Genomic DNA, 25,067 nt, shown 5'->3' on the forward strand with positions numbered 1-25,067 from the left:
GACGTGACGGTAAAGAACGAGTCGGCCTGTCCGGTAAGGGCTTCCGCGTTGGGGTGGTTCGCCCTTAGCTGATCGGGAAGAGTGCAACCAGCGCCGCGACATGAGTAGGGTCGGTTCGTAACAACGCACGCTTGGAGGGAGTCGCGTGGCATCTCAGCAGGCCTGGATGAACAACCTCTTCACGAACACGGGGTCGCCGTCGTTCACCGAGTTTCTCGGCGCGTACGCACCGGACCTGCTGCCGACCCGCGCGCAGGCGCTGGCCGCTCCGGTGGAGGACCAGATCCCGCACGCCACCACCATCGTCGCCGCCACCTGCGCCGGAGGTGTGGTGATGGCCGGTGACCGGCGCGCCACCTCCGGGAACATCATCTCCCAGCGGGACATCGAGAAGGTCTTCCGCACCGACGACTACTCGTGCGTCGGCATCGCCGGCACCGCGAGCACCGGCATCGAGCTGGCCCGGCTCTACCGCGTCGAGCTCGAACACTACGAGAAGATGGAGGGCCGCTCGCTCTCCACCGAGGGCAAGGCCAACCGCCTGGCCACCATGATCCGCGGCAACCTCGCCATGGCGATGCAGGGCCTCGTGGTCGTCCCGCTCTTCGCCGCGTACGATCCCGACCGCGACGCCGGGCGCATCTTCGGATACGACGTGGGCGGCGGGCCGTACGAGCAGCGGCAGTACCACTCGATCGGCTCCGGGTCGATCTTCGCGCGCGGCTCGATGAAGAAGCTGTACCGGGAGAACTCCTCCCCCGAGGATGTCGTGCTCACCTGCCTGCAGGCGCTCTACGACGCCGCCGACGACGACTCGGCCACCGGCGGGCCGGACGTGACGCGGAAGATCTGGCCCGTGGTCGCCGTGATCACCGCGGACGGCTTCCGTCGCCTGTCCGACGACGAGATCGCGGAGTACGTCCAGCGAATGATCGACGGCAGGATGACCGACCCCGACGGCCCGACCGCCCCGCTGCGATAAGTCGAAGAGAGGATCACCACCGGTGTCCATGCCCTTTGGATATGCCTCACCCGAGCAGATCATGCGGGACCGCGCGGAATACGCGCGGAAGGGCATCGCGCGAGGCCGCAGCGTGGTCGTCATGCAGTATGCCGACGGCATCCTGTTCGTGGCGCCCAACCCGTCCAAGGCGTTGCACAAGATCAGCGAGATCTACGACCGCATCGGGTTCGCGGCCGTCGGGCGGTACAACGAGTTCGAGTCGCTCCGCCTGGCCGGCATCCGCTACGCCGACATCAACGGTTACACCTACAACCGCAGCGACGTGACCGGCCGCGGGCTGGCCAACCTGTACGCCCAGCAGCTCGGCATGATCTTCACTGAGTCGATCAAGTCGCTGGAGGTGGAGATCGTGGTCGCCGAGGTCGGCGAGGAGCCGGAACGCGACCAGATCTACCGGCTCACCTTCGACGGCTCGGTCTTCGACGAGCAGGGCATGGCCGTCATCGGCGGCCAGGCCGAGGCGGTCAGCGGCCGGCTGAAGGAGCGCTACCGGGAGGGCCTGCCGCTCGCCCAGGCGCTCGAGGCCGCGCTGTTCGCGCTCACCGAGCCTGGAGGCGAGCGCCCGGCCTCGGCCCAGCTCGAAGTGGCCGTGCTCGACCGCAACCGCGAGCACCGCAAGTTCCTCCGGCTGACCGGCCCCCGCCTGCAGCGACTGCTCGACGAGACCACGCGCCCCACGCCGCCCGCCGAGCCGTCCCCGGCTCCCGCCCCCGAGACCCCGCCGATCGGCCCCGAGGGCGAGATCGACACCGGCTCCGGCGAGTAGCCCCGACGTCATCCGTCCCCCCGCCGCGCCCCTCAGGGGGCGCGGCTTTCCGCGTCCGCCGCTAACCGCGGCGCGTCCGTGGCGAAGATCACGAGTCGCGGACGAACCCGACCCAGGGTTCGCTAGTCTCATGCGGTTATGACGATATTCACGGACTTTACGACGTTCGGTGCGTTCCGGCGGGTGGGTGTCCCCGTCGCCATCGCCGTCTCCGCCCTTTCACTGGCCGCCTGCTCGGGGTCCGGCGCCGACGCCGCCCCCACCGCCACGGTGACGGTGACGGCGCCCCCCTCCCCGTCCGAGGAGCCGTCCTCCGAGGCGACCCCGGACGCGTCGCCGTCGGCGTCCGAGTCCGCCGCGGGCGGTGTCTTCGACGACCCGGCCGACGACGACTGGCCGCCGATCACGGACAAGACCCCGCCGGTCTTCGGCGAGCAGTTCCAGGCCGACCCCGGCCACGACTTCACCAAGGGCATCAGCCCCAGCCGGGACGGCGTCATCCGCGCCGAACTGCGGACCATGCAGGACGCGAACGTGGCCGAGTACGTGCCGATCAAGTTCGTCAAGGACCCGAGCACCGGCCAGGGCCGGTTCGAGGGGCCGCCGGAGGGCAACGTGATGGCCTTCGCCGCGCCGGTCGCCAAGAACGCGGTCTTCCTGAGCGCCATCGGCTGCGACGGCAAGGACCAGACGATCAACAACCAGTACGTCGGCACCCAGAGCTGCTCCCGTGACACTCTCATCTCACGGGCGGTCAAGGGCGGCCTGTACGCTCTGGTAACGGTGAAGAACCATCAGATCGCGAAGGTCGTCGAGATCTACGCGCCGTGATCGGGTACGGCTACCGCCACGCGCACGCCCGCGGTAGCCGTACGTCGACACACCTGTGACCGATCCCTATCCGCTTGTCGTCTTCGGGGAATAGGGTGATGTGATGGATCGTCGCATCTTCGGGCTGGAGAACGAGTACGGCGTCACCTGCACGTTCCGTGGGCAGCGGAGGCTGTCGCCGGACGAGGTCGCGCGGTACCTGTTCCGGCGAGTGGTGTCCTGGGGCCGATCGAGCAACGTCTTCCTCCGCAACGGCGCACGCCTGTATCTCGACGTGGGCAGCCATCCTGAATACGCCACCCCTGAGTGCGACAACGTCGTGGAGCTGGTCACCCACGACAAGGCGGGGGAGCGCATCCTCGAAGGACTCCTCCTGGACGCCGAGAAGCGGCTCCGGGAGGAGGGGATCGCGGGGGACATCTACCTCTTCAAGAACAACACCGACTCCGCCGGCAACTCCTACGGCTGCCACGAGAACTACCTCGTCGGGCGGCACGGCGAGTTCGGCCGGCTGGCCGACGTGCTGATCCCGTACCTCGTCACCCGGCAGATCATCTGCGGGGCGGGCAAGGTGCTGCAGACGCCGCGCGGTGCGGTCTACTGCGTGTCGCAGCGGGCGGAGCACATCTGGGAGGGCGTGTCGTCCGCGACCACCCGATCCCGGCCGATCATCAACACGAGGGACGAGCCGCACGCCGACGCCGAGCGGTTCCGGCGCCTGCACGTCATCGTCGGCGACTCGAACATGAGCGAGACCACGATGCTGCTCAAGGTCGGCGCCACCGACCTGGTGCTGCGCATGATCGAGGCCGGCGTCGTGATGCGGGACCTGTCGCTGGAGAACCCGATCCGGGCGATCCGCGAGGTGTCTCACGACATGACCGGGCGCCGCCGGGTCCGGCTCGCGAACGGCCGCGAGGCCTCCTCGCTGGAGATCCAGGAGGAGTACCTCCTCAAGGCGAAGGACTTCGTCGACCGCCGGGGCGGCGACGAGACGAGCAAGCGGGTCCTGGAACTGTGGGAGCGCACGCTCCGCGCGGTCGAGACCGGCGATCTCGACCTCGTCTCGCGCGAGATCGACTGGGTCACCAAGTACCAACTCATTGAACGTTACAGACGGAAGTACGACCTGCCGCTGTCGTCGCCGAGGGTCGCCCAGCTCGATCTGGCGTACCACGACGTGCATCGGAAGCGGGGGCTGTACTACCTCCTGCAGCGCCGCGGCTCGGTCGAGCGGGTCGCCTCGGACGTCCGGATCTTCGAGGCGAAATCGGTTCCGCCGCAGACCACGCGGGCAAAGCTGCGCGGTGAGTTCATCCGCAAGGCCCAGGAGAAGCGCCGCGACTTCACGGTCGACTGGGTGCATCTGAAGCTCAACGACCAGGCTCAGCGGACGGTGCTCTGCAAGGATCCTTTCCGCAGCGTTGACGAAAGGGTCGATAAGCTGATCGCCGGGATGTGATCTCTTTACCTCGGACGGACAGCGGGGTCGGGTAGGGTTACCCGAACCTAGCTGTCTGTCTGAGGAAATCCACATGCGCCGCCGTACGGCAGTACTCGCCGCTCTGCCCTTGATATTCGCCGCAGCCTGCGGAACCGCCCAGAAGAGCGACTCGAGCGCGAGTCCGGCGGCGGCTTCGGGGATCAAGGTGACGGGCCAGGCCGACCAGAAGCCGACCTTGACCTTTCCGGCCGGGAAGCCGAGCCTGACCTCCTCCTCCCAGAAGATCATTGAGGGGTCAGGCGACCCGGCCAAGGAAGGTGACGTGCTCACCGCCAAGGTCACCGTCTTCAACTGGGACGGCAAGGAGAACAAGTCTCCCGGCTCCGACTACGACCAGGGCAAGTCCGAGTTCGTCACAGTGAGCCAGCAGCTGCCCAAGGCGTTGTACCAGGCGCTGGAGGGGGCCAAGCCGGGCGGGCGGGTCCTCGCGGTGATCGCGAAGGACAACCTCACCGAGGATCAGGTCACCAACGCGAAGCAGCAGGGCACCGACTTCACCACCAGCTCGCAGGTCCTAGTGGTGGACGTCCTGGCGAGGGCGCCGAAGGCGGCTCAGGGGGCCGCGACCGACCCGGGCGTCAACGGTGTCAAGATCGTCAACCCGGGCGACGACAAGGCTCCCACGCTGACCACCAAGACGGACGCCAAGCCTCCGAAGGGCCTGGTCGTCAAGACGGTGATCGAGGGCAAGGGGCCCAAGGTCACCGCCGACCAGACGGTCCTCGCGCACTACACCGGCAAGATCTGGGGCACCGACAAGCAGTTCGACTCGAGCTGGGAGCGCGGCGAGCCGTCGACGTTCGCCCTCAACCAGGTTGTGAAGGGCTGGTCCCAGGGCCTCACCGGCGTCCCGGTCGGTAGCCGCGTGCTGATCACCATCCCGCCGGAGCTCGGCTACGGCAAGGAGGGCAACCCCCAGGGTGGCATCAAGGGCACCGACACCCTGGTGTTCGTCGTGGACGTCCTCGGGGCCGCCTGAGCCCGCGACCGCGTCGTGAAACGGCGGCGCGCCGGGGACGGGATCCGTCTCCGGCGCGCCGCTCTCGCATGCCCGGGGTCCCCGGGCCCGATCACCTCTTGATCGAATAGCGGTCGCCGTACACCTTCCACTTGAGCGGCGGGTCGAGGTCGAGGTTGCCCGCTCTGAGGAAGACCCGCTGCGCGGTGTCCACCCGGCTCGTGTCGCTGTGCGCCTCCTCGGTCTTCATCGCGGCCGTGCGCGCGTCGAGGAAGGCGTCGAGGTAGGCGACCTCGTCGCCTCCCTGCGCCGGCGTCCTGGCCTTCTTCATGGCGTTCCGCCGGATCGCGCCGAAGCTCGCCGCGTCGTCCCCTCCGCCGTGCATCACGATGGCGTCGTAGTAGGCGAACTGGCCGAGCGCGCGGAGCCCGTCCTGCTTCGCCTGCCGTACGGCGGGCGTGAAGTAGACCCGGTCGCGCTCGTCGTTCTGCGCGCGCCGGAACTCCTTGTCCTTGGCGGCCCTGCGCCAGGCGCGTTCGAAGGCGCGGCCGAGCCCCCTGTGCGAGTCGGTGCCGTTGACCTTGCGCAGGGCAGGGAGGTACCGGGCGAGCACGTTCCGCGGCTTGCGCCGGGTGTAGAGCTCGACCAGGTCGAGCATGTCGCCGGTGCCCGAGCAGAACCCGATGATCCCCGCCGTGTAACCGCGGTCGTCGTCGATGTCCTCGATGTACTTGTACTGCGCCTTCCAGTTGAGGGAGGAGTTCTCCGCGCTGGAGACCAGCCGCATGGCGATCTCCTTCTTGTGCGGGTCGGTGAGGTCGGTGTGACGGCCGTCGGCGGCGGCCTGCGCGCCGGTCAGCGCGACGCCCACCGACCGAGTCTCCGCGGCCGGGTTCTGCCCGGTCGCGAGTTCGGCCCGTACCGGATGCCGCGCGGGGAGCTGGGCCGTGGCGACGGCGACGGCGGTCGCCGCGAGCAGGAAGGCGGTTCGCCTGACGGCGGGGTGAGGCATGGGGGTCGTCTCCGTTTCCCGCCGCTCGCTGCCGGGCGGATCGGGGGAGCGAGGGCGGCCGAGGTGAGGGGAAAGATCCGCAGATATCCTGACAGAAGGACCTTAGTTAAGAAGGTTTCCCAATGAGAGCAGGATCGATCTTCGCTGTCAACGTCGCTCCCCGGGAGCCCGTTCTCAGGAAGCCCGCTCTCGGCGCCCGTGGTGCGCGGTCGGGGTGCGCGGTCGGGGTGCGCGGTGGGGGTGCGCGGTGGGGGTGCGAGGTCGGGGTGCGCGGTCGGGGTGCGGCCCGACCGGGCCGCTTGCCGGGGAGGGCTCCGGGGACGCCGTCGGTAGGGCCCTCGGGAGGCCGCCGCGCGGGCGTGCAGCGTGGGCGCGCCCTTCGCCGGCGTGCGCACGGGTAGGCCGGAGCCGTCAGCCGGGCGGTCCACCTAGACTCCGGCTGTGGAAAGCGACGAACTCGACGCCGTGGGCGTGCTGAGCGACCCTCTCCGGCGGAAGCTGTACCGCTTCGTGGCCGAGCGCGGGCGTGAGGTCGGCAGGAACGAGGCGGCCGAGGCCCTCGGGATCCAGCGCACTCTCGCGGCCTTTCACCTCGACAAGCTGGCCGACGTCGGCCTGCTCGAAACGGACTTCCGGCGGCTCGGTGACCGGACGGGGCCGGGAAGCGGCCGTCCGGCCAAGGTCTACCGGCGGGCCGGGGCGGAGCGGCTGGTGAGTCTGCCTCCGCGCGACTACCGCGCCCTCGCGCTGATGATGGCCGAGGTCGTCGATCTCCTCGGGGCCGAGGAGGAGGCCGAGCGGGTCGCCCGGCGGGCGGGTGAACGGCTGGCGCGCGTCGCGTCCCCGGCGGACAAGGAGGGCGGCGTGGCCGCCCTGCTCGCCCAGCGCGGCTACGAGCCGTACGAGGAAGGCGGCCGGATCCGGCTGCGCAACTGCCCGTTCCGGATGTCGGCCGAACGGCATCCGCTACTGGTGTGCTCGATGAACCTGGCGCTGTGCCAGGGCCTGCTCGCGGGGCTCGGCGTGCCCGAAGGGGTGGCGGAGCTGGACCCGCGTCCGGGGGAGTGTTGCGTCTCGTTTTCTAAAAACAATGAGAGTTGACATAGAAGCCGTGGGGGCGGAAGGCTGGGCGGCATGCATCTCGCCCAGCTGAACGTCGCGCATCTGCTCGCGCCCCTCGATAGCCCCCAGCTCGCCGACTTCGTCGCCAACCTCGAACCCGTCCACGCCATCTCCGACGTCGCGCCCGGCTTCGTCTGGCGGCTCAAGGGCGGTGGCCAGCCGACCGACACCGTCAAGCACGACTACGGGGACGACCTGCTGATCAACTTCTCGGTGTGGGAGTCGCGCGAGACGTTGTGGGACTTCGTCTACCGCAGCCCGCACCTTCCCGTGCTGAAGCGCCGCCGCGAGTGGTTCCACCGGGTGGCCGTGCCGTACACGGTGATGTGGTGGATCCCCGAGGGCCACATCCCGTCACTGGAGGAGGGGATGGCGCGGCTGGAGCTGCTGCGCGCCGAGGGGCCGGGCCCGGAGGCGTTCACGTTCAAGGAGTTCTACGAGCCCGACGGCGCCTTGGCAGCCTCCTGACCGTGCGCCACGGCTCCGGCGGAACAGTCTGAGGCCGCGTGGTCCTCGCCGCGCGGATCGTCAGGCGAGGAGGGAGGCGGCGTGGCGGCCGGCCGCCGCCGAGGCCAGGAAACCGGCGAGGTCCTCGTCGAGCCCCCGGCCCATCGTGGACAGCCGGACCGGACTGCGCCGCAGCGCCTCGTACAGGCCGTCCACGGGCACCCGGACCAGCTCGTGCCGTACGGCGAGGGCCTCGGCCTGCTCCGTCACCCGCCGGCCGAACTCGCCCGGCAGCTCCGGGACCACGACCTGCGCCCGGGTGAGCGCGACCCGCCCGTACGCGGTGAGCGAGTGGTGCGACACACCCTGGTGGCGTTCGCGCAGGTCGCCCTCGCTCACCCGGAGCGCGGCCACCGGACGCCCGCCCAGGGCGGCCGCCGCGTTGACGGCCTCGCCCGCCGAGACGCCGGAGAAGCCCCAGCGCGTGCCGGTGCCGAGGTTGCCCGGCCCCTGCGCGACGACCGCGACGTCCGCGCCCAGGACGTGCCGGGCCGCGAGCAGGCCCGTGTGCAGGGTCACCGCCTCCACGTCGCCGCCGAACGCCTGGCCCGTCGTGACCACGCCGCACAGCCAGTCCAGCTCCCGCAGACGGGCGGCCGACATGGAGAACCAGGCGGGGAGCGCCCCGCCGTCCGGCATCACGTACGCGACGCGGGGGTGCGGCCCCGGCCAGGGGAGATCGCCGTCCCCCGCGGCGGAGTGGGTCGCGTCGAACAGGCCGCACAGGACGGCGGGCAGGGCCGAGTGCAGGTCCGCGACGATCACGGGCATCCCGTCGATCGAGTCGGCGTCCCTGAGGACCGAGTGGTGGGGCGAGTCCTGCTCGTCCGCGCCGAGGACCGTCGCCTGCAGCGGGGTGTACCGCGCCTTGACCAGATGGCCCGGTCCCGAAGGATCTTGTGGCAAACGGTCCGGAACCGCGACCACCATGGCGTAACCTCCCGTACCGAGGCCCATGGCGAGCGCGGTCGTGTTCAGCAGCACCGTGTCGCCGGGCTCAGGACGACCGACCAGCGGGGGATAGGCCAGCGCCCGGCACTCTCCCTCCGGGACGGTGACGTCCAGCTCCATGGCCCCCGGCCATTCCCGCCGGACCCGGAGCACCTCGCCCTTGCGCCATCTGATCACGTCGCAAAGGGTAGCGTTCAGCACGGAAAGACGGGGCGCGTCCGAACGAGGCCGGAGGGGAGGCACGATGTCACGGCGGAAGACCGAGCGCCTGCTCAATCTTGTGATCTGCCTGCTCGCGACCCATCGGCCGCTGAGCGCCGAGCAGATCAGGCAGGCCGTCCCCGGGTACGACCCGGACAACGACGAGGCGTTCCAGCGCATGTTCGAGCGCGACAAGAACGAGCTGCGCGAGATCGGCATCCCCATCGAGGTCCACAAGGACCCCTGGGACGACGATCCCGGCTATCGGATCGTCCGTGAGGCGTACGAGCTGCCCGAGATCACGCTGGAGCACGACGAGGCGGCGATCATCGGGCTCGCCGCCCAGGTCTGGCAGCGGGCCAGCCTCGCCGAGGCGGCCAGTGGCGCCCTGCTCAAGCTGAGGGCGGGCGGCGTGCGCGCCGACCTCTCCCCGAGCCCACTCGAACTCCGGGTGGACACCCGCGACCCGGCCTTCCCCCCGCTGTGGGAGGCGGTCAGGGACCGCCGCGCGGTGACCTTCGGCTACCGGCGGGCGGCGGGCGAGTCGGTGCTGACCCGCACCGTCGAGCCGTGGGGCGTGGTGAGCAGGCGCGGCCGATGGTACGTCGTCGGCCACGACCGCGACCGTGGCGCGTCCCGGGTGTTCCGGCTCAGCCGCATCGTCGGCGCGGTCACCCCGATCGGCAGGCCCGGCAGCGTGACCGTGCCGGAGGGCGTGGACCTGCGCGCCATGGTCGGATACCAGGAGATGGGCGTCGAGCGGACCGCCCTCATCCGGGTCCGCCGGGGCACCTGCCTCGGGCTGCGCCGCGCGGCGCAGGAGCTACGGCCCGGCTCGGACGGCTGGGACGAGGCGGAGCTGACCTTCTCCGACGCCGAGTGGCTGGCCGGCTGGATCGCCAGCCTCGGCTCCGACGCCGTCGTCGTCGACCCGCCGGACGCGCGCGAGGCCGTGATCCGCCGGCTGAAGGGCGCGCTCCAGTGACCGCCGGCCCCGCGCTCCGGCGGCCGTCCCCGTTGATCGCCGCCCCGCTCCAGCACCGCCGCGCCGTACGAAGGGGGATCGAGCGATGAGCTCCGACCGGCTGCCGCGCCTGCTCGCGCTGGTGCCGTACCTGATGTCGCACCCGGGCGCGGAGGTGCCCGAGGTGGCCGAGCTGTTCGGCCTGTCGGAGAAGCAGCTCATCGACGACCTCCAGCTCGTGTGGATGTGCGGGCTCCCCGGCCACACCCCCGGCGACCTGATCGACGTCTCCTGGGACGGCGGCGAGATCATCATCGACAACGCCGACACGATCGCCCGGCCGCTCAAGCTCGGCGTGGACGAGGCGAGCGCCCTGCTCGTGGCGCTGCGGATGCTCGGCGAGCTGCCCGAGTTCAAGGACATGGACGTGCTCGGCCGCGTGATCGCGAAGCTGGAGAGCGCGGCGGGCGAGGGCGCGGCCACGGTCAGCGCCCAGGTCCAGGTCGAGATCGGCGCGGCGCCGGGCGCGCACGCGGCCATCACGGACGCGACGCGGCGCCGCAGGCGGCTCTCGCTGCGCTACTACGTGCCCGGCAGGGACGAGATCACTCCCCGCGAGGTGGACCCGATCCGGGTCGTGCTCGTGGACGGGCGGCACTACCTCGAGGGCTGGTGCTACCGGGCCGAGGCCATGCGGATGTTCCGTGTCGACCGGATCGTCGAGGTCGAGGTCCTCGACGTGCCCGCCGACCCTCCGGCCGAGGCTGAGCCGATGGACGTCGCCGAGGGCGTGTTCCGGCCCTCCGAAAGCGACGAGCTGGTGGAGCTGGAAGTCACCCCCATGGGGCGCTGGGTCGCGGAGTACTACCCCTGCGAGGAGGTCGCCGAGCTGGGCGAGGGCCGCCTGCGGGTCACCCTCCGGGTGCGTGACCAGTCCTGGCTCGTACGGCTCGCGCTCCGGTTGGGCGAGAACGGCACGGTGGTCGCGCCCCCGTCGCTGGCCGAGCAGGTCGCCGACGCCGCCCGGCAGGCCCTGGCCAACTACGAGCACGTGGCCTGAACGGCCGCGACCTCGGGCCGCGACCGCGACACGGCGTCGGTACGATTGCGCATCATGATCTGGATCTCCACCGCGGTCGGCCTCGCCGTCTTGGGCCTCGCCGTTCTCGGCGTCCTCGCGGCCCGGGTGCTCGTCGCGGCCCGCGGTCTGAGCCGTGAACTCGACCTGACGCGTGAGCGGCTGGAGCGACACTCCGGTGAATTTCGGGTGCGGATAGGGAGCAACCGGGACGGGCATGGGTGAAGACTGCCCACCACACCGCGTACCATCGGGCTTGAGGTACTCCCTGCGTTTGCTAAGGATGCGTTATGGCCAACTTGGGCCCCACTGAGCTGATCATCATTGCCGTGGTCGTCCTGCTCCTGTTCGGCGCCAAGCGGCTGCCCGACACGGCGAAGGCGCTGGGCCAGTCCCTGCGGCTCTTCAAGAAGGAGACCGCGAAGCTGCGCGACGAAGACTCGGCCGAGCCCGCCGTCGTCAAGGCGCAGGCCGAGACCGTCACGGCGCCGCAGCAGGTGACCGCCGCATCCCCGGTCGAGGACCGGCTCCGGGCGCTGGAGGAGGAGAACCGGCGCCTGAAGGCCGCCGCCGGCGAGCCCACGGTCAACGGCACGCCGCTCTCGCAGGCGCAGAAGGACCAGTCGTCGAGCTGAGCTCCCTCCCCGCGGTAAGGAACCCCAGATGGCGCTGCTGAAGCGGTCGAGTACGGCTGCCCCCGTCGGCGACGACGGTCGCATGACCCTCATGGAGCACGTCCGTGAGCTCCGCAACCGCCTGATCAAGATGATCCTCGCCGTGATCGCCGGCACGATCATCGGGTTCGTTTTCTTCGACCCCATCTGGACCTTCATGACGGGGCCGTACTGTCGGCTCCCGGCGGCGTACAAGATCAGCGGCGGCACCGAGTGCTCGCTGGTCGTGCACGGCGTGCTGGACGGTTTCTTCATCAACCTCAAGGTCGCGGCGATCTTCGGTGTGATCGTGAGCGCCCCGATCTGGCTCTACCAGATCTGGTCGTTCGTGACCCCGGGCCTCTACCAGAACGAGCGGCGTTACTCGCTGGCCTTCCTGGGCCTGGCCATCCCGCTGTTCGGGGCGGGCGCCACCCTGGCGTACTTCACCCTCGACAAGGGCCTCGCGCTGCTGCTCGGCTTCGTGCCCGACAACGCCATCGCGCTGATCGACGTGGGGGACTACCTCGGGTTCCTGGTGATGATGCTCGTCATCTTCGGGATCTCGTTCCTGATGCCGCTGCTGATGGTGTTTTTGAACGTCCTCGGGGTGCTGAGGTTCAAGACGGTCGCCAAGCACCAGCGGATGGTCGTCTTCCTGCTCTTCGTGTTCGCCGCGGTGGCCACGCCGAGCCAGGACCCGTTCACGATGCTGGCGCTCGCGATCCCCATGGTGCTGCTGTTCTTCGCCGCCGAGGGCGTCATGTACCTCCGCGACCGCAAGCGTGACGCGGAGGAGGCCGCCCGGGAGAAGGCGCTCGAAGAGGAACTCGAGGGAACGACCGCCGCCTCCGACGACTGGTAGCCGGCCGGGCACGGGTCCGGCCCGCTCCGAGGAGATCGCTCGGGGGCTCGACTGAGGGGATTCGTCCCGATAGGTTCCGGGTGTGTCCGGTGATCTCGTCGTTCTGGTGAACCCCACCGCCCGCGGCGGCAGGGCCCGCCGGGTGGTCGCTCCCGTTGTACGGCGGCTGCGTGAGGGCGGACGCGACGTCCGCGTGATCGTCGGCGCGTCCGCCGAGGACGCCCTCGCCAGGGCGCGCGCGGCGGTCGCGCAGGGACCGGACGCGCTGGTCGCGCTCGGCGGCGACGGGTTGGTGCATCTCGCGGTGCAGGCCGTGGCGGGCACGGACGTCCCCCTCGGCATCGTCCCGGCCGGGACGGGCAACGACATCGCGTCCGCGCTGGGCATCCCCCGCGATCCGCTGGCCGCGGCCGCCGTCGTGGCCCGGGCGGCGGGAGGCGACGGCACGGCGGTCCGGCCGGTGGACGCGGCCCGCGTCGGCGGCCTGGGCGGCGAGGACCCACGATGGTTCGCCGGCGTCGTCGCCTGCGGCTTCGACTCCCGGGTGAATGAGCGCGCCAACGGCATCGCGTGGCCCCCGGGGATGGCCAAGTACCTCGTGGCGCTCGCCCAGGAACTGCGTTCCTTCACCCCGATCCCGTTCCGGATCACACTCGGCTTCGACGACGGCTCGGAGGAGACCGAGGTCATCGAGCGGGAGGCGATGCTGGTGGCCGTGGCCAACACCCGCTCATACGGCGCCGGAATGCGGGTCTGCCCGGACGCCCGGCCGGACGACGGCCTGCTCGACGTGCTCGTCCTGGGGGCGGTGCCCAAGGGGGAGTTCCTCCGTACGTTCCCGAAGGTCTACCGGGGCGGTCACGTGGGGCATCCGGCGGTGACCATCCGGAGGGCGGCCCGCGTCACGCTGGAGGCGGCCGGGCCCGGGGCCGACGTGGTCGCCTATGCCGACGGGGAGCGGGTGGGTCCCGTCCCCGTGAGCTGCGCGGTGGCGCCGGGTGCGCTGCGCGTCCTCGTACCCGCCTGAGAGCGGTCGTGGGCCGTTCGCCGGGCGGCCCCGCTCCCGTGACCGTCAGCCGGTCGTGACCGGCTGGGGCGCGCCCTCGGCGCCCTCCGACGGCTCGCTCCTGCCGACCTTCAGCAGGGCCGCCAGGACCAGCGCGCCGAGCAGGACGCCCGCGGAGCACAGGAACACGGTGTCGACACCGGAGGTCACCGCCTCGAGGGCGCGGTGCCGTACGCCGTCGGGTAGCGAGCCGATCCGGGCGAGACCGTCAAAACCGGGCAGCTCGCCGGCGACCACCCGGGTGAGGACGACTCCGAAGACCGAGGTGCCGAGCGCCGAGCCGAGCGTCTGGGCGAAGCGGACCGAGGTGGTGGCCACCCCGAGCAGCGACACGGGCACGGCGTTCTGCGCGATCATGATCACGATGCCGATGACGAGGCCGAACCCGGCGCCGAGCAGGAACAGGTCCAGGCCGAGCATCCATCGCGACGTGTCCGTGCCGAGCGTGGACAGCAGCGCCGCGGCGGCCACGGCGAGGGCCAGGCCGGCGACCAGGTACGGCTTCGTGCTGTGCCCGCGGGAGACGAACCTGCCCGAGACGAGGCCGGAGACGGCTATGCCGGCCGCCATCGGGAGCAGGTACAGACCGGAGCCGGTGGCGGGGACGCCCCGCACCACCTGGAGATAGATCACGGTGTAGACGATCGAGCCGATCATCCCGAACCCCGTCAGGAGCTGGAGGGGCAGCGCGATCCGCAGGGTCGGGTCGCGGAACAGTCTCGGCGGCAGGATGGGCTCGGGCGCGGTGAACTGCCGGATGAGGAAGGCGGCCAGCAGCACCGCGAAGGCGGCGCAGAGCGCGAGGATCGTGGGTGAGCCCCAGGCGTACTCGCGTCCGCCCCATTCGGTGACGAGCAGCAGGGCGACCGCGGCGGCCGCGACGAGGGCGGCGCCCGGGTAGTCGATCCTGTGCCGCGGCCCCCGGTCCGGAAGGCGCAGCGTGGCCGCCCCGACGGCGAGCACGAACAGGCCGATCGGCAGGTTGACGTAGAAGATCCAGCGCCAGCTCAGGTTGTCGGTGAACAGGCCGCCGATCAGCGGGCCGACGACCATGCCGAGGCCCGCGAGCAGGCCACCCATTCCGCCCGCGCTCGCCCGCTTCTCGGCGGGGGCCAGATGGGCGATCACGATGAGCGTGACGCTCATCAGCCCGCCGCCGCCGAGTCCCTGGACGGTGCGGGCCGCGATCAGCTCGCCCATGTTCTGGGACAGCCCGCACAGCGCGGAACCGGCGAGGAACAGCGCGACCGCCCCGAGATAGATCCGCTTGGCGCCGTAGACGTCGCACAGCTTGCCGTAGAGGGGGAGGGCGGCGGTCGCCGCCAGCGCGTACACGGTGATCAGCCACGGCAGCCGGGCGAGCCCGCCGACCGGGTCGAGGTCCCGGACTATGGCCACGGACGCCGTGGACACGATGTTCTGGTCCAGGATCGCCAGGACCAGGGTGAGGAGGCAGCCGAGGGCCGCCAGCTTCTTCTGTGACTCGGTCATGATGTTTAGACTGAGTCAAAGTTTGTATTTGGTCAAGAAATGATCGGAGTCTAAAATTCTCGCTGTAGGGTTTGGTCATGGGTGAGGCGATGGGGCTGCGCGAGCGCAAGAAGCGGCAGACCCGGCACGCGATCTTCCGCGCCGCCGTGGAGCTGTTCGGCGAGCGCGGGTTCGACGACGTGTCGGTCACCGAGATCGCCGAGCGGGCCGGCATCTCGAAGATGACGGTGTTCAACTACTTCCGGACGAAGGAGGACATCGTCCTCGGCCCGATGGAGGAGCACCTCGCCGACCCGGCCCTCATCGCCGCCGAGCGGGCGCCCGGCGAGCCGGTCGTCGCCGCCTTCCGGCGGGTCTTCCTGGAGCGGCTCGCCGCCCGCGCGCCGGAGACCGGCCTCAACGACGACCCGGCCCTCCTCCGGGTGATCAACCTGGTGAAGGAGTCGGCGGCCCTCGCCGCGCGCCTCTACCTGTTCTCGCTGCGTGGCGAGCACCTGCTGGCGGCGGCCCTCGATGGGCAGGGCCCCGGCTCGCACGACGTCCGCGCGCAGGTTGACGCCGAGGCGGTCCGCGAGCTCCGGGAGAGCGACCCGGTGGACCTGCGGGCGCGGGTGGCGGCCGGCCAGATCATGAGCCTGTGGCGGGCGCTGCAGTCGGAGAACTTCAGGTTGATCATCGTCCACGGCTCGGCCGACGCGGCGTACCCGCACGCGGTGGCCGCCGCCGAGCGCGGCTTCGACCTGCTGGAGCGCGGCCTCGGCGACTACGGCGTCCGCTGAGGGGGGCGTCCGCCGGGCGCGCCCCGCGGCGTACGAGCTATGGGAACGCGCGGGCGCGGGGCCGGACGCCATTGTCCGGCCCCGCGCCGCTGTTCCAGGCCCGGCCCCGCTCTCAGATCACGTCGGACGGGGCCGGGCGATTCCGGGGTCAGTTGACGCTGACCACCGTTCCCGTGCCGTTCGAGTACTCGACATATCCGGTGTGCCGGGCTCCGGACAGCCCCGACCAGGTGGCCGTGAGCGTGACCGGCGTCCCCGGGGTGACCTTGGGGTTCTTCGGGGTCAGCGCCAGCTCGCCGATCCCCTTGCCCGCGCCGACGACGTTCGCCTGGACGGTGAACGGCGTCTCGGTGGTCCCGGGCAGGTCCTCCAGGGTCAGGACGACCAGGTGGTACGTCCCGGGCTCGGGGTTCGCGACGGTGACGGTCGCGTCGTCGGTCTGGATGTCGGAGATGTACTCGATGTCCCAGGCGCCACCACGGAAGCGGGAGACGAGCATGCTCAGCCGGGCGTCCGGGTTATCCGGGCGTGCGGTGAACTGGACGGCCTTCGTGCCGGCCGGCACCTCGACCGGGAGGTCCTTGCCCCAGATGTCGGTCTCGTTCACGGAACCGGCGGTCAGCGCTCCGGACGCCATGCCGTACGCCGCGACCGGGAACTTCTTCGCCGCCGGCGTCACGTCGAACGAGACGGAGCCCGACGCGCCGGTGCCGCGGACCTGGGCGGGTGCGACGGCGCTCAGCGGCGTCGCCACGATCGGGCTGCGCACGGTGTGGCCGGCCCCGGTCCAGGTGAGCGAGCCGGCGACGGTGACGCCGGACTCCGAGTCGCGCATGTCCGCGGTGATCGTGAACTCCTTGGTCTCACCCGGCTGCTTGAACTGCAGCGTGGGCGGGCTGACCTTCACCTTCATGCCGGGCAGCTCGACCTTCGCGTGGTAGACGCCGGGGGTGACCGCCGTGACCCTGCGGGTGATCGTCGCGGTGCCGAAGAGCTCGCCGATCGCGATGGAGGGATAGTTCAGGTCCCGTGCGGCGACGGCGGGAACGCCGCTGCCCGTGCGGATGCCGAGCCCCTCCAGGTAGCCCAGCCAGTCCCGGGGACCGGCGTCGTAGACGAGGCCGGGGTCGAGCATCCGGGACGGGGCGACGTGCCCGGCGCCCTGCGCGAACACGTCCGTGCTCGGGGTGCCGTCCGCCTTCTTGGTGTCGAAGGCCGTGGTCCGGCATGCGAAGGACGACCCCGTTCTCGGCCCGGTGGGTGTCGGGGAGTTCGACGAACGGACGACCGCCTTGGTCATTCCGTTTCACCACTCGTCGTACGGGCAATTACTGTCCGCAGTCGCTCCGATGCCGGCGCCGATCGAACGGGCGTCCGTTCCGGGACATATCGCGCGACCCGCACCTACGGCGGGAGCTCCTCAACACAGCAGTCGGGGGAACCACATGGCCAATGACGCCGTCACGTCAGCGGATCCGATCGGCGTCGAGGCCTGGGTTCTGCAGTTCCTACGCCTCACCGGCGCCTGTGCGTCCGTACCCGATCAGCGCGTCTACCTGCCCAAGAGCATCGTGCCGCTCCGGGCGGGCTCCCGATCGGAGGATCCTGCCGCCGAGTGACGGCACGAAGCCGCATCGGCCGTCCCGAGGTCTCCATCGTCACCTTGCCGTTCTTCGGCGTCGTCACCGAGATCACCCCGGTGTTCAGCCGCAAGCCGATCTTCGGCTGCATCGGCCTGGTTCCTACACGTTCGCGGCTAGAGTCGTCGCTTCCTGGAAGATCAAGCGATCAGGAGACAGTTGTGGCGTTCGGCAGGACCAGGAAGGCCGATGAGCCGCCGGTGGAGCCCGTCGCGTGGACGGAGGTCTGGGAGTTCGTCGTGGGCAGGCTTGAGCGCCCGGAGACGCCCAAGCGCAAGAAGGCGACCACGGGAGCGCACGCGGTACGGGTTCCCCGCGGAGGGAAGCTCGACAAGGTCCTCGCCCCATGCGCGTACGTCGCCTCCGGGCAGCTCCAGGGGCTGCCCGCCGCTCCGGGACTGACCCTCTTCGAGGACGCCGCCCAGCAGCGCCTGCTCTGCTACGTGGCGGCTCCGCAGGAGGTGGACGGGGAGCGCCACCACGTCGTACACGACGGCCGGGGGCAGGTCATCGGCACCATAAAGCGGATCCCGCCGAAGCGCCCGTTCCGGCACACCTGGCGGATCGAGCAGCCGGGATATCCGGAGATCATGGGACGCAACGAGTGGGCGAGCGGCGGCGTCAAGGACATCGCCGGGCGGGCGGCCGAACGGTTGCTGCACGAGGCCCTCGACGGCCTGTTCTCCAGCCCCGGCGACTCGGACCAGGGCGGGAGACCCCGTTCGCTCGAATGGCGGTCGGGTGAGGAGATCGTGATGACGTCGGAGGGCAGCGCCCAGGTCAGGATCCGCAAGGAATGGCTGGATCGGCGTCTCGCCTTCGCCTTCGCGCTCATCGGGGACGTCTGAGGCGCCGCGCGATCGCACCGACGCCGGGACGACTCGTCACCGGGGTCGGAGTGCTCTGCCCGCGTACTCGACGGCCTGGTTCGTCGCCTTGCGGAGAGCGGCGACGGCATGCCGCCGCCGCTCCGACGCGCCCGCCTCACGCAGGTCGCGCACCTTCACCGCGGCGCCTCCCGCTTTCCCCGGCCAAGGAGCCGGAGAAAGCGGGAAGCCGTCCCCTTCCGGGGAGCCGCAGGGTGGCCGTTCTACCGCCCGGAGCCGATCACGATGAGGGCGCCGCGGCGCCGCCACCCTCGTGCCCCGGCCACTTCGGCCGGCTGAGGTCCGCGATGAACGCGGCGGGGGCGGAGGCGCCCTTTCCGACGGCCACCACCAGCGCGTTGTCACCGGTCGTGATCTCGGTCAGCCCCTTGCGTCCCGTGGAGACACGGCTGAAGTCGGTGATGGCGTACTTCTGCGCGAAGCCGTCCTCGCTCTTGATCTCGATGGAATTCTGGTCGACCGATGTCACGGTGCCGCTCTGCACGGTGAGGGTCTGCTGGCCGCCGTTCTTCTTCGTGATGGTCAGTTCGCCGCGGACGGAGCCCGTCGAGCCCTCCGCCGGGTGACCGCCGGGCGTCTCCTCGCTTGGAGACGGCATCGTCCGGGCGGCGGGGGCGCCGCTGGCCGCGGCGGCCACGCCCGTACCCGTGGCGAGGAGCAGCGCGGTGGCGGCTCCGAGAAGGAGTCCGCGACGAGCCGCGCCTCGTGCCGGTTTGGTGGCGGAGAGGTCGGTTCGGGTGATCTCGGGATCGGTCATAAGGCTTTCAGGGCGAAGAACCCCGCCTCCGTGCGCGAGGTGGGGAAGATCGCCCCTCCTCCTCTCGGGTTCCCGTTGGTGCGGTATCCGTTCTGCTCGGGTCCGCACGCGGTGTGGCTGCCCAGCTACCCCGCTGAGGACGATGGTGACGGCCGTGCCGGTAAAGTCCGCGTCGAGGAGGAATACCGGGACATGTGAACCCGTCGCTGTGCCCCAAGGTGCTCACCGCCGACGCGGCGCGAGCCTCCGACGTTGTCATCACCATGGGCTGCGGGGACACCTGATCCTCCCGGAGGGGCACCGATGACCGCTGACAGTGTGCGTATCGCCGCCATGACGTCCGAGCACGCCGACCAGGTACTCGCGATCTACCAGATCGGCATCGACGAGGGCAAGGCGACCTTCGAGACCGCCGCCCCCACCTGGGAGCGGTTCGACGCGACGAAACTGCCCGCCCACCGGCACGTCGCCCTCGACGACGAGGGGCGGGTGCTGGGCTGGACCGCCGCCGTGGCGGTGTCGGACCGCTGCGCCTACGCCGGTGTGGTCGAGCATTCCGTCTACGTCCTCCCCGAGGCGCGTGGACGAGGAGTCGGCCTCGCGCTGCTCCAGGCGTTGATCGCCTCCACCGAGGCCGCCGGGATCTGGACCGTCCAGTCGGGGATCTTCCCGGAGAACACCGCCAGCCTCGCCCTGCACGCCCGTGCCGGCTTCCGTGTGATCGGCACCCGCGAGCGCATCGGCCGCCAGCACGGCGTCTGGCGCGACGTCGTCCTCGTCGAGCGCCGCAGCCCCGTCATCTCCTGATCGCCCGGGATGGAGGGGGCGACGAAGACCCCGGCTACGGCTTCGCCACCCGAGGACCGGTCTCGCTCCATCTCACCGAGTGGAACGAGCACGACCCCGCCCGCACCGCGGCGAGTGTCTACGTCTACGTCTCGGACGCCTCTATGCCCTGCACGCCGAATAGGCCGTGGCAGACGTCACCGGCCGCCTCGGCGAGCCGTACAACACCCCGTACGGACTGCGCGAGTTCACTTACGTCGACGCGGACGGAACCCTCCACCGCGTCGGCCCCTTTGAGGACGTGAACGCTTCCCTCTGTCGGTCGGTGGGTGAGATAGCACGCCCCGCCTCTTCCGAAGCGGGGCGCTTCGTACCAGTCGAGGAGGTTCTAAAGGTGCGAGCGTCGCGGGTGGCTACTGGAAGCTGTAGATGTGCTGCTCTCTCACCCAACGCCCTGTGAGGGGAGCGTACTTGCTGATTTCGATGACCTGCTTGTTGGCGAAGTCCGCACGGAAGCTGGCGTCGTGAACCTTGGTGTCTATCGCGCAGGCAGGTTGCTCCGGGGTGAGCGTGCAATAGCTATACGGGTCCAGATCGTTCCAGCCGACAAGTTTGTTCATTACACGTACGCCCGGCGGATCGGCCGTCCAGCACACCTCGTCCACGATTCTCTGGTTGGCGTTGTTGTCCGACTCGTAGTTATACGCCCAGATTTGGCACTGCTCGGCGGTGGCGGTCCGTGGTTGGATGGCTTCGGGGACAGCGGCTCCGACTTCGGGTATCAGGGCTGCTGTTCTCGCGTAGCTGGCGGGGCTGGCGAAGAGGCCAACAGTTACGCACAGGGCCGCAGTCGCGGAGGCTGCAGTACGGATCTTCACGCTGTACCACCTGTGGTTGGGGACTGGACACCTCAATTACATAGCGCATGCAATCGTGTCCGCTCTGTATCGGCCGCTGCTGTTGGCGCTCCTGCTGTAACGCCCGACGGGGACGCCTCTACCTGAGCGAGGCGCTGGCGGCGCCTCGTCTCGTCTCGCTTACCAGTCGATCGGCCTCCCAGTGCAGAGCGTCGATCAAGCCAATTCCAGCCAGAGCTCGCGGGCGAGCCGCGAGTGCGTCCATGCGCGTGTGCCTCCTGTGGAACGCAGGACGCCTCACCAGTTCTCATAGGCTCACAACCGGGAACCCCAGATCCGAGTCTCTCTGATCAGCGCCAGCACCGTCTCGGTCACCTCGGCCGGTACCGGCTCCTTCAGATAGGCCAGGTACGCCCGGCGCTCAGCCGGCGTCATTTCCGCGAGGAGCTGTGCAGGCAGCTCGGCGAGAGGGTTCTGCTCGTCCACCTGCGCTCATCGTGGCGGCCAAGCGGCTGCCGTTCTGGCCGCTCCCTGCCTTGGGACGCCAGGGTCCGCGTGGACGGCAGCTCGGCCAGGCCATGCGTGTCTCGGGCGGGTGCGTCACCTTTCGGCCTCTTCTGGTTGCGGCCGGCGGAGGGCGTCATTGAGCAGTGTGGTCGGCCAGGTCGGGGAGCGGGACGTTGGGGCAGCCCTCCGCGATGGTGGTGAGAGCGGCCTGCTCCGCGCGGTCGGCGCTCAAATGCCAGTTGAGCTTCACCGCAGTCCATTCAGCGATATACCGGCAGCGGGCGCCCTCGTAGGGCGGCAGCCATTCGGTTGGGTCCTTGTCCGCCTTTGCGATTACTGCGAGCGGTGACCGCGACCAGGTGGCAAGGCTCGTCGAGGTCGTCGGCGTACTTCTCGCGCTGTGCAGGAGTCCAGGCGTAGGCGCCGGAGTCCCAGGCCTCCGCCAACGGAACGAGGTGTTATCCCGTACGGAAAGGAGCAAGCGCCGCTGACATGAGCGACAGGCCATCTTGACTGAGTTCCGTGTTCGTCAGCGGAAGAGACATCCGATGTCATAGTGTGCTGCCGCCGACAACTGCGACAGAGGGTGATGTGGCGTTCACGCAACGGGTTGCCGCTCCGGAGGATGGCGACGTGGACCGTGCTGGTGAGGACTATCGAGTCGTTGAGCCGATCGAGTGGTACCTGGAGTTCCTGCGCTCGACCGACCGTAGCCTCACGGGGGATATCGCGCTCCTTGATCCGCCGCGTGGCCGGCAATTCACCGCTCCACGCCCCAGCGGGTGTGACCTCGAACTGACGGCACCATCCAGGAGGCCGCATTGACGGACGCCTTCCAACTCCCCTTGTTCTATATGCCGTTCCAGGCCAGGGTGAATCCGCACCTGGAGGCCGTCCGGCCGCGAGTTCGCGCCTGGGCATGCGCTGTGGGTCTGCTTGAACCGCTGGGCACCGACTCATACCACGGCGGCTGGAGTGCGGAGACCTTCGACAGGGCGGACTTCACCCGGTTCACCGCCTGGACCTATCCCCATGCCTGTGCCGAGGAGCTGGAGCTGTTGTCTGGCTGGCACAGCCTCATCTGGTGCCTGGACGACGTCTTCGGCGCCGGGTGTGAAGCTCTCGGTAACCGGGAGCAGATCCTGCAACGTATCGAGCGGCTTATGGCATTCATGCCGATCATGACACCCGGCTTGGTGCCACCCCCCGAGCATCCTGTGGAACGTGCGCTGGCCGACCTGTGGCGCCGCACGGCGCCCTCGGCATCGATTCCGTGGCGCCTGCTGTACACCAGGTCCGTACGGCAGTTCCTGGAGGCATCGCTGTGGGAGACGGAGAACCTCGAACGCCACCGGTTTCCCGACCTCATCGAGCAGGCCGAGATGCGCCGCGACTACGGGGCGGCCGGGTGCAGCGCACTACTGATGGAGCACTCGCTCGGTTGGGAGATCCCCGATGACATCCGGGGCACCCGGCCGTTCACTGTGCTGATCGACTCATTCCGGGACACGGTCGATCTGCACAACGACATCGTGTCCTATCCCAAGGAAGTCCGCGAGGGCGTCGCGAGGAACAACATCGTGCACGTGGCCCAGGAACTCCTCGATGTCTCCCTCAAGGATGCGGTCTCTTTCGTTGACCGCATCCTGACGGGCCGGGTCAGGACACTCGAAGAGAACGTCGAGACGGACCTCCCACAAGTGCTGCATGACCTGCATGCGGGTCCTGAGACTCGGCGTGCCGTCCTGCGGCATGCCCGGGCCATCCAGGGCTGGGCTGCCGGCTCGTACCGCTGGCACAGGGACACCGATCGGTACCGGCCCGCCGCCGGCTCGCACCGCCAGGATTCCGCGCGGGACCTCACGATCCCTTCGAGCCTGCTGTCCACGTGGGAACGGGATGCGTTTCTCCGCGATTTCGGGAGCCGCCCAGAAGTACCCCCTCGGTAGTTTGTGCAATATGCCGTGGGTTCCGCGCAGTACTCCAGCCGTAGATCCTGATCATGTCTCGTGAACGGCTTGTCGCCGGTAATGGCTGATCCGCTGAGCGGGCCTGCCGCCGGGGGCGACATCGGGAAAATAGCCGTTTGCGATGGAATTTCTTTAATGCAATGCGTGCATGCCGCGTGTCTTTCGCTTCGGCGTGGCAACGCTATGACCGATCACATCTCAAGCCTTCAGGTAGTCGTATCCACCCATAGGAGTTTTCGAGCAGCGCGAGCTCGTCCGCATCGGCGGGCGGTGTGGCGGTGGTCGCCGGCGACCGCAGGTCCTCTGGCGCTGGGACGGCCTGGCGTTTGCAGTGTGCGACGATCTTCAGCCCGCACCTGACCACGAAGAAGGACAATCGAGTCGGGCAGTGGGCGGAGGCGAGCAACGTCGAGATCGCCTACACGCCCACCAACTCCTCCTACCTCAACCGGATCGAGGCCCAGTTCACCGCGCTGCGCGAGTTCACTCTCAACGGCACCGACCACGCCGATCACCGGGAGCAGGCCAGCATGATCCGCCGCTACATCGCCTGGCGAAACCGCAACACCGACAATCCACGCCTACGACGCATCGTCAAGAGGGCAAACGTGGCCTGACGCGGCACTAGAACGGCTGAGGAGGCTTGGGCCTCCGGAGAGCCGTGGGTGTATGGAACGTGGGCACAGATCCGGTTCGGAGCGGGCAACGCTTATGTGATGATGGGCGATCTCCACGGCGCGGCTGAACAGATCTCGCCCGTGATGTCTATGCCGCCGAAGCTTCGTATGGCTACCGTTACGAACTATCTCGTAGAGATGGATGCGCGATTGCGTGATAAGCGCTTCCACCGTTCTGACATCGCCTCCGATCTGCGTGAGCAGATCCGAGAGTTCAACGCTGCCGCTTTGTCGGCAGATCAGGTTGCCAAGGAGGATGGTTGAGTCCACTCCCAGAGCTGATGGCCGACCGCTGGCGGAGACGGAAGATGCTCCCCCCAGGGCAGGGACAGCTCTACTGGCACGTCCTGTTCCGTGACAACCCGGAAGTCCGCTCGACGGTAGTCGCCGTTCATGAACGGTTGAGCGGCCTGCCCGGCCTGGACCTGGTGCCGCACGAGTGGCTGCATCTGACGACGCTGATTGCCGGCCTTACCGACGAGGTCACGCAAGATCAGATCGAAAGGATGCTCGTCACGGCTCGCGGATTGCTGAGGCAGGTGCGGCCCATCACCGTCACGCTGGGGCGTGTGCTCTATCACCCAGAGGCCGTCGCGTTGGAAGCACGCCCTGGAGAAGCCCTCCTCCCGATGTTGAACGCGGTGGAGAAAGCAACCCGTATCGCGACCGGCCGTGATGGTGTCCTCTCGCATGCGCCGTGGACACCACATGTCACGGTGGCCTACAGCAAGGCCGCACAACCCGCTGCTCCGATCATCGCAGCGCTGGGACGCGCCGTACCGGACTGTGCGGTCACGATAGGCAGCATCAGCTTGGTCGTTCAGGACGGCCCCGAATATGCCTGGGACTGGCGGCCGGTGGCCGAGATCCCGTTCACTGCGTCCTGCCCTTCCTGACGATCTCGATAGCCCCTACACACCCGTGCGTGCAGGCGGTGATCGAGCCGGATCACAGGTCGGCCGCGCGCTTCTAGACGTCGCACGGCTCGCCGTTCAACTACGGCAGTGGCATCGGACCCGGGAGAGGGGGATGGCCTCGCATCGGGAAGATGCGGGCCCTCCCCTCTCAGGTCTTCGCGGAGGGGGAGGAAGATCCCTACGTGCCCCCGTGTGGGGAACAAATGGGGAACAGCGGGGCCTCATGCAGCCTCATACTGCCTATGCCGGCGAGGCGGATGATCTAGGCTCTGACCTCCACAGCCTCATGCGGCCCCA

30 protein-coding genes are annotated in these 25,067 nt (G+C 69.4%); 21 read left to right on the forward strand and 9 right to left on the reverse strand.

Translation table 11 applies throughout. The annotated features are described in order from the left end of the window. Positions 1–166 precede the first annotated feature (166 nt). From prcB to AWQ68_RS08245, 5 genes are all read left to right on the forward strand, one after another. Complete coding sequence (prcB, locus tag AWQ68_RS08225) at positions 167–982, forward strand: proteasome subunit beta (protein ID WP_066937164.1); 816 nt, start codon at positions 167–169, stop codon at positions 980–982. Positions 983–1,010: 28 nt separating this feature from the next. Then, the gene (gene prcA / locus AWQ68_RS08230; protein ID WP_218006807.1) at positions 1,011–1,790 is read left to right on the forward strand and encodes a proteasome subunit alpha; all 780 of its coding nucleotides are present in this window, start codon (positions 1,011–1,013) and stop codon (positions 1,788–1,790) included. Between the two features lie 138 nt (positions 1,791–1,928). Next, positions 1,929–2,621, forward strand: a complete 693-nt coding sequence (locus tag AWQ68_RS08235; RefSeq protein WP_066937170.1) for a hypothetical protein — start codon at positions 1,929–1,931, stop codon at positions 2,619–2,621. A 103-nt stretch (positions 2,622–2,724) separates the two neighbouring features. Then, a complete protein-coding gene (gene pafA, locus AWQ68_RS08240) occupies positions 2,725–4,083 on the forward strand; it encodes a Pup--protein ligase (RefSeq protein ID WP_066937173.1) in 1,359 nt (452 codons plus the stop codon). Positions 4,084–4,156: 73 nt separating this feature from the next. After that, entirely contained in the window at positions 4,157–5,104 is a 948-nt protein-coding gene (locus AWQ68_RS08245) for an FKBP-type peptidyl-prolyl cis-trans isomerase (protein ID WP_084463764.1), read from the forward strand. Between the two features lie 91 nt (positions 5,105–5,195). Here AWQ68_RS08245 and AWQ68_RS08250 read toward each other — a convergent pair whose 3' ends face one another. Further along, entirely contained in the window at positions 5,196–6,095 is a 900-nt protein-coding gene (locus AWQ68_RS08250) for a chitosanase (RefSeq protein ID WP_084463765.1), read from the reverse strand. A 441-nt stretch (positions 6,096–6,536) separates the two neighbouring features. On the opposite strand from AWQ68_RS08250, the gene AWQ68_RS08255 reads away from it, so the two are divergent. Then, positions 6,537–7,196 carry a helix-turn-helix transcriptional regulator gene (locus AWQ68_RS08255; protein WP_066937177.1) on the forward strand — a complete coding sequence of 220 codons (660 nt, stop codon included), beginning with the start codon at positions 6,537–6,539 and terminating at the stop codon, positions 7,194–7,196. Between the two features lie 33 nt (positions 7,197–7,229). Beyond that, a complete protein-coding gene (locus AWQ68_RS08260; RefSeq protein ID WP_066937180.1) occupies positions 7,230–7,685 on the forward strand; it encodes a DUF3291 domain-containing protein in 456 nt (151 codons plus the stop codon). Between the two features lie 60 nt (positions 7,686–7,745). Here the strand turns inward: AWQ68_RS08260 and AWQ68_RS08265 are convergent, their stop codons facing one another. Then, the gene (locus AWQ68_RS08265; protein WP_066937182.1) at positions 7,746–8,852 is read right to left on the reverse strand and encodes a DUF3866 family protein; all 1,107 of its coding nucleotides are present in this window, start codon (positions 8,850–8,852) and stop codon (positions 7,746–7,748) included. A gap of 67 nt (positions 8,853–8,919) precedes the next feature. Here AWQ68_RS08265 and AWQ68_RS08270 point away from each other — a divergent pair, with 67 nt between their 5' ends. From AWQ68_RS08270 to AWQ68_RS08295, 6 genes are all read left to right on the forward strand, one after another. Beyond that, complete coding sequence (locus AWQ68_RS08270; RefSeq protein ID WP_066937185.1) at positions 8,920–9,861, forward strand: helix-turn-helix transcriptional regulator; 942 nt, start codon at positions 8,920–8,922, stop codon at positions 9,859–9,861. 85 nt (positions 9,862–9,946) lie between these two features. Then, entirely contained in the window at positions 9,947–10,900 is a 954-nt protein-coding gene (locus AWQ68_RS08275; RefSeq protein ID WP_066937187.1) for a helix-turn-helix transcriptional regulator, read from the forward strand. A 54-nt stretch (positions 10,901–10,954) separates the two neighbouring features. After that, a complete protein-coding gene (locus AWQ68_RS08280) occupies positions 10,955–11,143 on the forward strand; it encodes a hypothetical protein (protein WP_066937190.1) in 189 nt (62 codons plus the stop codon). Between the two features lie 65 nt (positions 11,144–11,208). Next, a complete protein-coding gene (tatA, locus tag AWQ68_RS08285; RefSeq protein WP_066937193.1) occupies positions 11,209–11,553 on the forward strand; it encodes a Sec-independent protein translocase subunit TatA in 345 nt (114 codons plus the stop codon). A 28-nt stretch (positions 11,554–11,581) separates the two neighbouring features. Continuing rightward, on the forward strand, positions 11,582–12,436 hold the full coding sequence (tatC, locus tag AWQ68_RS08290) for a twin-arginine translocase subunit TatC (RefSeq protein ID WP_066937196.1): 855 nt from the start codon (positions 11,582–11,584) through the stop codon (positions 12,434–12,436). Between the two features lie 82 nt (positions 12,437–12,518). After that, a complete protein-coding gene (locus tag AWQ68_RS08295; protein ID WP_066937199.1) occupies positions 12,519–13,463 on the forward strand; it encodes a diacylglycerol/lipid kinase family protein in 945 nt (314 codons plus the stop codon). Positions 13,464–13,508: 45 nt separating this feature from the next. On the opposite strand, the gene AWQ68_RS08300 is transcribed toward AWQ68_RS08295, so the two are convergent. Then, positions 13,509–14,993, reverse strand: a complete 1,485-nt coding sequence (locus AWQ68_RS08300; RefSeq protein WP_066937202.1) for an MFS transporter — start codon at positions 14,991–14,993, stop codon at positions 13,509–13,511. 77 nt (positions 14,994–15,070) lie between these two features. Between AWQ68_RS08300 and AWQ68_RS08305 the strand changes: the two genes are divergently transcribed. Next, on the forward strand, positions 15,071–15,772 hold the full coding sequence (locus AWQ68_RS08305; RefSeq protein WP_066937205.1) for a TetR/AcrR family transcriptional regulator: 702 nt from the start codon (positions 15,071–15,073) through the stop codon (positions 15,770–15,772). 148 nt (positions 15,773–15,920) lie between these two features. Here AWQ68_RS08305 and AWQ68_RS08310 read toward each other — a convergent pair whose 3' ends face one another. Beyond that, positions 15,921–17,072 (reverse strand): fibronectin type-III domain-containing protein, encoded by a 1,152-nt coding sequence (locus AWQ68_RS08310; RefSeq protein WP_066937208.1) that lies wholly within the window; start codon positions 17,070–17,072, stop codon positions 15,921–15,923. Between the two features lie 145 nt (positions 17,073–17,217). On the opposite strand from AWQ68_RS08310, the gene AWQ68_RS42195 reads away from it, so the two are divergent. Next, positions 17,218–17,391: a hypothetical protein gene (locus AWQ68_RS42195; RefSeq protein ID WP_157545023.1), complete on the forward strand. Its 174-nt coding sequence runs from the start codon at positions 17,218–17,220 to the stop codon at positions 17,389–17,391. After that, positions 17,388–18,260 carry a hypothetical protein gene (locus tag AWQ68_RS08315; RefSeq protein ID WP_084463766.1) on the forward strand — a complete coding sequence of 291 codons (873 nt, stop codon included), beginning with the start codon at positions 17,388–17,390 and terminating at the stop codon, positions 18,258–18,260. The genes AWQ68_RS42195 and AWQ68_RS08315 overlap by 4 nt, the downstream gene beginning before the upstream one ends. A gap of 36 nt (positions 18,261–18,296) precedes the next feature. On the opposite strand, the gene AWQ68_RS45650 is transcribed toward AWQ68_RS08315, so the two are convergent. Further along, a complete protein-coding gene (locus AWQ68_RS45650) occupies positions 18,297–18,419 on the reverse strand; it encodes a hypothetical protein (RefSeq protein WP_281217598.1) in 123 nt (40 codons plus the stop codon). Between the two features lie 100 nt (positions 18,420–18,519). Beyond that, on the reverse strand, positions 18,520–19,056 hold the full coding sequence (locus tag AWQ68_RS08320) for a hypothetical protein (protein WP_066937211.1): 537 nt from the start codon (positions 19,054–19,056) through the stop codon (positions 18,520–18,522). Between the two features lie 303 nt (positions 19,057–19,359). Between AWQ68_RS08320 and AWQ68_RS08325 the strand changes: the two genes are divergently transcribed. Next, positions 19,360–19,863, forward strand: a complete 504-nt coding sequence (locus tag AWQ68_RS08325; RefSeq protein WP_066937216.1) for a GNAT family N-acetyltransferase — start codon at positions 19,360–19,362, stop codon at positions 19,861–19,863. 124 nt (positions 19,864–19,987) lie between these two features. Here AWQ68_RS08325 and AWQ68_RS45655 read toward each other — a convergent pair whose 3' ends face one another. The 3 genes from AWQ68_RS45655 to AWQ68_RS42205 all read right to left on the reverse strand — a co-directional run bounded on the left by AWQ68_RS45655 (position 19,988) and on the right by AWQ68_RS42205 (position 21,185). Then, positions 19,988–20,122 (reverse strand): hypothetical protein, encoded by a 135-nt coding sequence (locus AWQ68_RS45655; protein WP_281217599.1) that lies wholly within the window; start codon positions 20,120–20,122, stop codon positions 19,988–19,990. A 133-nt stretch (positions 20,123–20,255) separates the two neighbouring features. Beyond that, the gene (locus AWQ68_RS42200) at positions 20,256–20,720 is read right to left on the reverse strand and encodes a hypothetical protein (RefSeq protein ID WP_066937218.1); all 465 of its coding nucleotides are present in this window, start codon (positions 20,718–20,720) and stop codon (positions 20,256–20,258) included. A gap of 294 nt (positions 20,721–21,014) precedes the next feature. Then, positions 21,015–21,185, reverse strand: coding sequence for a hypothetical protein (locus AWQ68_RS42205; protein ID WP_157545025.1), 171 nt, complete (start codon positions 21,183–21,185; stop codon positions 21,015–21,017). A gap of 842 nt (positions 21,186–22,027) precedes the next feature. On the opposite strand from AWQ68_RS42205, the gene AWQ68_RS08335 reads away from it, so the two are divergent. The 4 genes from AWQ68_RS08335 to AWQ68_RS08350 all read left to right on the forward strand — a co-directional run bounded on the left by AWQ68_RS08335 (position 22,028) and on the right by AWQ68_RS08350 (position 24,749). Beyond that, positions 22,028–23,155: a terpene synthase family protein gene (locus AWQ68_RS08335; protein WP_218006808.1), complete on the forward strand. Its 1,128-nt coding sequence runs from the start codon at positions 22,028–22,030 to the stop codon at positions 23,153–23,155. A 347-nt stretch (positions 23,156–23,502) separates the two neighbouring features. Next, the gene (locus AWQ68_RS08340; RefSeq protein WP_245655804.1) at positions 23,503–23,793 is read left to right on the forward strand and encodes a hypothetical protein; all 291 of its coding nucleotides are present in this window, start codon (positions 23,503–23,505) and stop codon (positions 23,791–23,793) included. 99 nt (positions 23,794–23,892) lie between these two features. After that, a complete protein-coding gene (locus AWQ68_RS08345; protein ID WP_157545027.1) occupies positions 23,893–24,117 on the forward strand; it encodes a hypothetical protein in 225 nt (74 codons plus the stop codon). Between the two features lie 17 nt (positions 24,118–24,134). Continuing rightward, positions 24,135–24,749: a 2'-5' RNA ligase family protein gene (locus AWQ68_RS08350; protein ID WP_066937225.1), complete on the forward strand. Its 615-nt coding sequence runs from the start codon at positions 24,135–24,137 to the stop codon at positions 24,747–24,749. Positions 24,750–25,067 lie beyond the last annotated feature (318 nt).

This window comes from Microtetraspora fusca (assembly GCF_001570365.1).
In the GTDB taxonomy this organism is placed as follows: domain Bacteria; phylum Actinomycetota; class Actinomycetes; order Streptosporangiales; family Streptosporangiaceae; genus Microtetraspora; species Microtetraspora fusca.

Excerpts from the sequence above, each read along its gene's own strand:
- prcB (WP_066937164.1), top strand. The coding sequence starts at position 167 with ATGAACAACCTCTTCACGAACACGGGGTCGCCGTCGTTCACCGAGTTT.
- prcA (WP_218006807.1), top strand. The coding sequence starts at position 1,011 with ATGCCCTTTGGATATGCCTCACCCGAGCAGATCATGCGGGACCGCGCG.
- AWQ68_RS08235 (WP_066937170.1), top strand. The coding sequence starts at position 1,929 with ATGACGATATTCACGGACTTTACGACGTTCGGTGCGTTCCGGCGGGTG.
- pafA (WP_066937173.1), top strand. The coding sequence starts at position 2,725 with ATGGATCGTCGCATCTTCGGGCTGGAGAACGAGTACGGCGTCACCTGC.
- AWQ68_RS08245 (WP_084463764.1), top strand. The coding sequence starts at position 4,157 with ATGCGCCGCCGTACGGCAGTACTCGCCGCTCTGCCCTTGATATTCGCC.
- AWQ68_RS08250 (WP_084463765.1), bottom strand. The coding sequence starts at position 6,095 with ATGCCTCACCCCGCCGTCAGGCGAACCGCCTTCCTGCTCGCGGCGACC.
- AWQ68_RS08260 (WP_066937180.1), top strand. The coding sequence starts at position 7,230 with ATGCATCTCGCCCAGCTGAACGTCGCGCATCTGCTCGCGCCCCTCGAT.
- AWQ68_RS08270 (WP_066937185.1), top strand. The coding sequence starts at position 8,920 with ATGTCACGGCGGAAGACCGAGCGCCTGCTCAATCTTGTGATCTGCCTG.
- AWQ68_RS08275 (WP_066937187.1), top strand. The coding sequence starts at position 9,947 with ATGAGCTCCGACCGGCTGCCGCGCCTGCTCGCGCTGGTGCCGTACCTG.
- AWQ68_RS08280 (WP_066937190.1), top strand. The coding sequence starts at position 10,955 with ATGATCTGGATCTCCACCGCGGTCGGCCTCGCCGTCTTGGGCCTCGCC.
- tatA (WP_066937193.1), top strand. The coding sequence starts at position 11,209 with ATGGCCAACTTGGGCCCCACTGAGCTGATCATCATTGCCGTGGTCGTC.
- tatC (WP_066937196.1), top strand. The coding sequence starts at position 11,582 with ATGGCGCTGCTGAAGCGGTCGAGTACGGCTGCCCCCGTCGGCGACGAC.
- AWQ68_RS08300 (WP_066937202.1), bottom strand. The coding sequence starts at position 14,993 with ATGACCGAGTCACAGAAGAAGCTGGCGGCCCTCGGCTGCCTCCTCACC.
- AWQ68_RS08305 (WP_066937205.1), top strand. The coding sequence starts at position 15,071 with ATGGGTGAGGCGATGGGGCTGCGCGAGCGCAAGAAGCGGCAGACCCGG.
- AWQ68_RS08310 (WP_066937208.1), bottom strand. The coding sequence starts at position 17,072 with ATGACCAAGGCGGTCGTCCGTTCGTCGAACTCCCCGACACCCACCGGG.
- AWQ68_RS42195 (WP_157545023.1), top strand. The coding sequence starts at position 17,218 with ATGGCCAATGACGCCGTCACGTCAGCGGATCCGATCGGCGTCGAGGCC.
- AWQ68_RS08320 (WP_066937211.1), bottom strand. The coding sequence starts at position 19,056 with ATGACCGATCCCGAGATCACCCGAACCGACCTCTCCGCCACCAAACCG.
- AWQ68_RS08325 (WP_066937216.1), top strand. The coding sequence starts at position 19,360 with ATGACCGCTGACAGTGTGCGTATCGCCGCCATGACGTCCGAGCACGCC.
- AWQ68_RS08345 (WP_157545027.1), top strand. The coding sequence starts at position 23,893 with ATGATGGGCGATCTCCACGGCGCGGCTGAACAGATCTCGCCCGTGATG.
- AWQ68_RS08350 (WP_066937225.1), top strand. The coding sequence starts at position 24,135 with ATGGCCGACCGCTGGCGGAGACGGAAGATGCTCCCCCCAGGGCAGGGA.